The organism is Stenotrophomonas sp. 3diitr2024 (assembly GCF_042136455.1).
GTDB lineage: Bacteria > Pseudomonadota > Gammaproteobacteria > Xanthomonadales > Xanthomonadaceae > Stenotrophomonas > Stenotrophomonas sepilia.
Genome location: NZ_JBHHMJ010000191.1, coordinates 1 through 4097, shown reverse-complemented (window position 1 = coordinate 4097; position 4097 = coordinate 1). Strand labels below are relative to the sequence as shown.

The window sequence follows — 4097 nt, the reverse complement described above, 5'->3', positions numbered from 1 at the left end:
AAAGGGGACGGAGGGGATTAAGTCGTTTGTGCATAAACGACTTAATCCCCTCCGTCCCCTTTTTTCTTCAGCCTTCCAGCGCGTCGAGGTAGCTGCGGCGCCAGTGGTTGATGTCGTAGGTGCGCAGATGTTCCATCATCGCGTGCCAGCGTTCCTTGCGCCTGCTCAGTGACATCGTCGCTGCGGTGGCGATCGCGTCGGCCACGCCGTCGAGGTCGTGCGGGTTCACCAGCAGTGCCTGCTTCAGTTCGTCGGCGGCGCCGGCCAGCAGTGACAGCACCAGCACGCCGGGATCCTCCGGGTCCTGCGAGGCCACGTATTCCTTGGCCACCAGGTTCATGCCATCGCGCAGCGGCGTGACCAGGCCGACCGCCGCCGCTCGGTAGAAGCCGGTGAGCGTGGCATGGGTGAAGTTCTGGTTGACGTAGCGCAGTGGCGTCCAGTCCGGCTCGGCGTGGCCACCGTTGATGTGGCCGGCGATCTGTTCCAGTTGGCTGCGCAGCTGCCGGTACTCGGTGACATCGCCGCGCGAGACCGGCGCAATCTGCAGGTAGGTGAGCGAGCCGCGCTGGTCGGGGTGACGCTGCAGGTAGCGTTCGAAGCCGAGGAAGCGTTCGGGCAGGCCCTTGGAGTAATCCAGGCGATCCACGCCGATCGCCAGCTGGCGGTCCCGCAGGCTGCTGCGCAGGTTCTTCACTGCGGCCTTGGTCGCGGCGGTGCCGGCCTGGCGTGCGATCAGGTCGGTGTCGATGCCGATCGGGAAAGCCGCCGCGCGGAATCGGCGCCCACCGGGTGCTTCCAGCTCACCGTTGTCGAGCACGCGGCCACCACCGAACAGGCGCAGGTAAGTCTGGAAGCGATCGGCATCGCGCTGGGTCTGGAAGCCGACCAGGTCGTAGGCGTACAGCGCGGAGAACAACCGCAGGTGGTCGGGCATGGCCTGCAGCAGGTCGGCCGACGGCATCGGAATGTGCAGGAAGAAGCCGATGCGGCAGCCGATGCCGCGCTCGCGCAGCAGTGCGCCGAGCGGGATCAGGTGGTAGTCGTGGATCCAGACGATGTCGTCCTCGCGCAGCAATGGTGCGAGCTTGTCGGCGAACAGCGCATTGACCTTGTGGTAGGTCTCGCGGGTGCCGCGGTCGTAGTCGACCAGGTCCAGCCGGAAGTGCAGCAATGGCCACAACGTGCGGTTGGCGAAACCATTGTAGTAGCCATCGACCTCGCGCTTGCTCAGGTCCATGGTGACGTAGTCGATGTCACCGTCCTTCTGCCGGTGCAGCGTGCCGCTGCCTTCCTTTACGGTCTTGCCGCTCCAGCCGAACCACAGGCCGCCGCGCTCCTTCAGGGCGGCCAGCAGGCCGACCGCCAGGCCGCCTGCGCGGTTCTCGCCGGGCACGGCCACACGATTTGATACCACGACCAGACGACTCACGATGCCTCCTGCCAGGACCGCGACAGGCGCATCGCGGCGGTGATCAGGCCGACATGCGAATAGGTCTGCGGGAAGTTACCCCAGGCCTCGCCGGTGTCGAAGGCCAGATCCTCCGACAGCAGGCCCAGGTGATTGCGCTGCTTCAACAGCAGCTCGAACATCTCGCGCGCCTCGTCCAGGCGCCCGATGGCGGCCAGTGCGTCGATGTACCAGAACGTGCAGATGGTGAAGCTGGTTTCCGGCTCACCGAAGTCATCCGGAGCGACATAGCGGTACAGCGAATTGCCGTGCTTGAGGTCACGGCCGATGGCTTCGACGGTGGCGATGAAACGGGCGTCCATCGCGTCGATGAAGCCGATGTCGGCCAGCAGCAGCAGCGAGGCGTCCAGGCGATGGCCACCGAAGGTATCGGTGAAGTGGCCCAGCTCTTCGCTCCACGATTCGGCCATGATGCGCGCGTGGATGGTGTCGGCACGTGTGCGCCAGTAGTGGGCGCGGTCATCGCGCTTCAGCCGCACGGCGATCTTGCACAGGCGGTCGCAGGCGGCCCAGCACATCGCGCTGGTGTAGGTGTGTACCTCGGTGCGGCCGCGGAACTCCCACAGGCCGGCATCGGGTACGTCGTGCAGGGCGAAGGCCTGCTCGCCGAGGGGTTCGAGGCGGGCGAAGGTGTGCGCATCACCCGGGTCCTGCAGGCGCCGGTCGAAGAACAGCTGCGTGGACGCCAGCACGACGCTGCCGTAGACATCGTGCTGGCGCTGCACCCAGGCCAGATTGCCGCGCCGTACCGGGCCCATGCCGCGGTAGCCGGACAGGCTGGGGACCTCATCTTCGTCCAGCTTCGCTTCGAAGCCGATGCCGTACAGCGGCTGCAGCGTGCCGTCGGTGGTGGCCAGGTTGAAGATGTAGCCGAGGAACTGTTCCATCGTGCGCGTGGCGCCGAGGCGGTTCAGCGCCCGCACCACGAACGCCGCATCACGCAGCCAGCAGTAGCGGTAGTCCCAGTTGCGCACGCTGCCGGGGGCTTCAGGAATGGAGGTGGTCATGGCCGCGATGATCGCGCCGCTGTCCTCGTACTGGCACAGCTTCAGCGTGATCGCACTGCGGATCACCGCGTCCTGCCATTCCAGCGGAATGGACAGGTAACGCACCCATTCGCGCCAGTAATCGCGGGTACGCTGGAAGGCCTCCTGCACATAGCCGCTGATCGAACGGTTGAGCGATTCATCCACGCCCAGGATCAGGTGGATGGGATGGTTGAGCACGAACGGCAGGCCGTCGCGCACGAAGCGCACCGGCACGTCGGTGGTGAGCCGCAGCACGTGTTCGGGCAGCACCCAGCGCACATGGTTGCTGCCCCAGGTGGATTCCGGAACGCGCGCGCCCCAGTCCGCCAGCGGACGTGCGCGTACGGTGATGCGCGGGCTGCCAGCCAGCGGACGCACCTGGCGGATCAGGCTGACCGGGCGGTAGAAACGGTCGTTCTGGCGCCAGCGTGGGGCGAAGTCGAGGATCTCCAGTTCGCCGCCGTGCGCGTCGCGCAGCACGGTGCGCAGGATCGCCGTGTTGGTCAGGTATTCCTGCTCGCTGCTGACGAAGTCTTCCAGCTCGATGGCGAAGTCGCCACCGGTCTGCTCGTTGGGGCCGAGCAGCGCGCAGAAGGTAGGGTCGCCGTCGAAGGTGGGCAGGCAGCTCCAGACAACGCGGGCACGTTTGTCGACCAGGGCGCCGAAGCTGCCGTTGCCGACCACGCCCAGATCAAGATCGGGTTGGGTCATCACGCGGTACATCTCGGTTGCGGCCGTGGGGGTTGGCCGGGTCAATAGGCATTCTCACGCAGCCAGGCGTGCACGCTGCGTATGTCGGGCAGCGCGAACACCGCCGCGCTGGGTTCACGTTCGCCCACCAGCACGCTCCAGCCATGCTGGCCGTTGGCGGCATCGAAGCCGAACTCATCGGTCAGGTCATCGCCGAGGAACACCGGCAGGCGACCGCGGAAGGGCAGGTACTGCATCATCCGAAGCACCGCACGGCCCTTGTCGGTGCCGACGGGCACGAATTCGACTACATGGTCGCCGGGTTGCAGGCGGTAGCTGGCACGGCCCCGCACGTGGCGGTCGGCGAAGGCACGGACGTCCCTGGCTGCATGCGGCGCGCCGCGCCAGTGCAGGGCCAGGCCGACACCCTTGTCTTCCACCAGCACGCCGGGATGGCCGTGGGCGAAGCGCATCGCCTGCTGGTGCAGTGCGTGCAGCCATTCGGCGGTGTCGTCATCGTGTTCGTCGCGCAGTACGCGACCATCCTGCCCACGCAGTTCATGGCCATGCAGGCCCGCAGCAGGCAGTTGCAGCGGAGCGAACAGTTGATCCAGCTGTTCGAGCGGGCGACCACTGATCAGTGCCACGGCACCTTCCAGGCGGTCGCTGATGCGGCCGATGGCTTCGCGCACATCCGGCAGCAGCTGCACGGCATCCGGGCGTGCAGCGAATTCGATCAGGGTGCCGTCGACATCAAGGAACAACGCGCAGGCGTCATCCAGCAATGGCGGCGGCGGACGCAGGGGGAGCGGTTCAGCCATGACGCTCAGCTTGCCAGCGTGGGCGTGTACGTGGGGTCGAGGGCAGGCTACGGATCGGGGTAGTGCCGACCAACGGTCGGCACCCAC

Annotated in this window: 3 protein-coding genes; all 3 read right to left on the bottom strand. The window is 66.6% G+C overall.

The window, feature by feature from the left end; translation table 11 throughout:
- Positions 1–67: 67 nt before the first annotated feature.
- The 3 genes from otsA to otsB are packed head-to-tail and all read right to left on the bottom strand — an operon-like array spanning position 68 to position 4010.
- Positions 68–1432, bottom strand: coding sequence for an alpha,alpha-trehalose-phosphate synthase (UDP-forming) (gene otsA / locus ABGA94_RS04450; RefSeq protein WP_065178921.1), 1365 nt, complete (start codon positions 1430–1432; stop codon positions 68–70).
- On the bottom strand, positions 1429–3210 hold the full coding sequence (locus ABGA94_RS04445; RefSeq protein ID WP_095377347.1) for a glycoside hydrolase family 15 protein: 1782 nt from the start codon (positions 3208–3210) through the stop codon (positions 1429–1431). Before ABGA94_RS04445 ends, otsA begins: the two co-directional genes overlap by 4 nt.
- Positions 3211–3251: 41 nt before the next feature.
- Positions 3252–4010 carry a trehalose-phosphatase gene (otsB, locus tag ABGA94_RS04440; protein ID WP_053499173.1) on the bottom strand — a complete coding sequence of 253 codons (759 nt, stop codon included), beginning with the start codon at positions 4008–4010 and terminating at the stop codon, positions 3252–3254.
- Between the last annotated feature and the right edge of the window lie 87 nt (positions 4011–4097).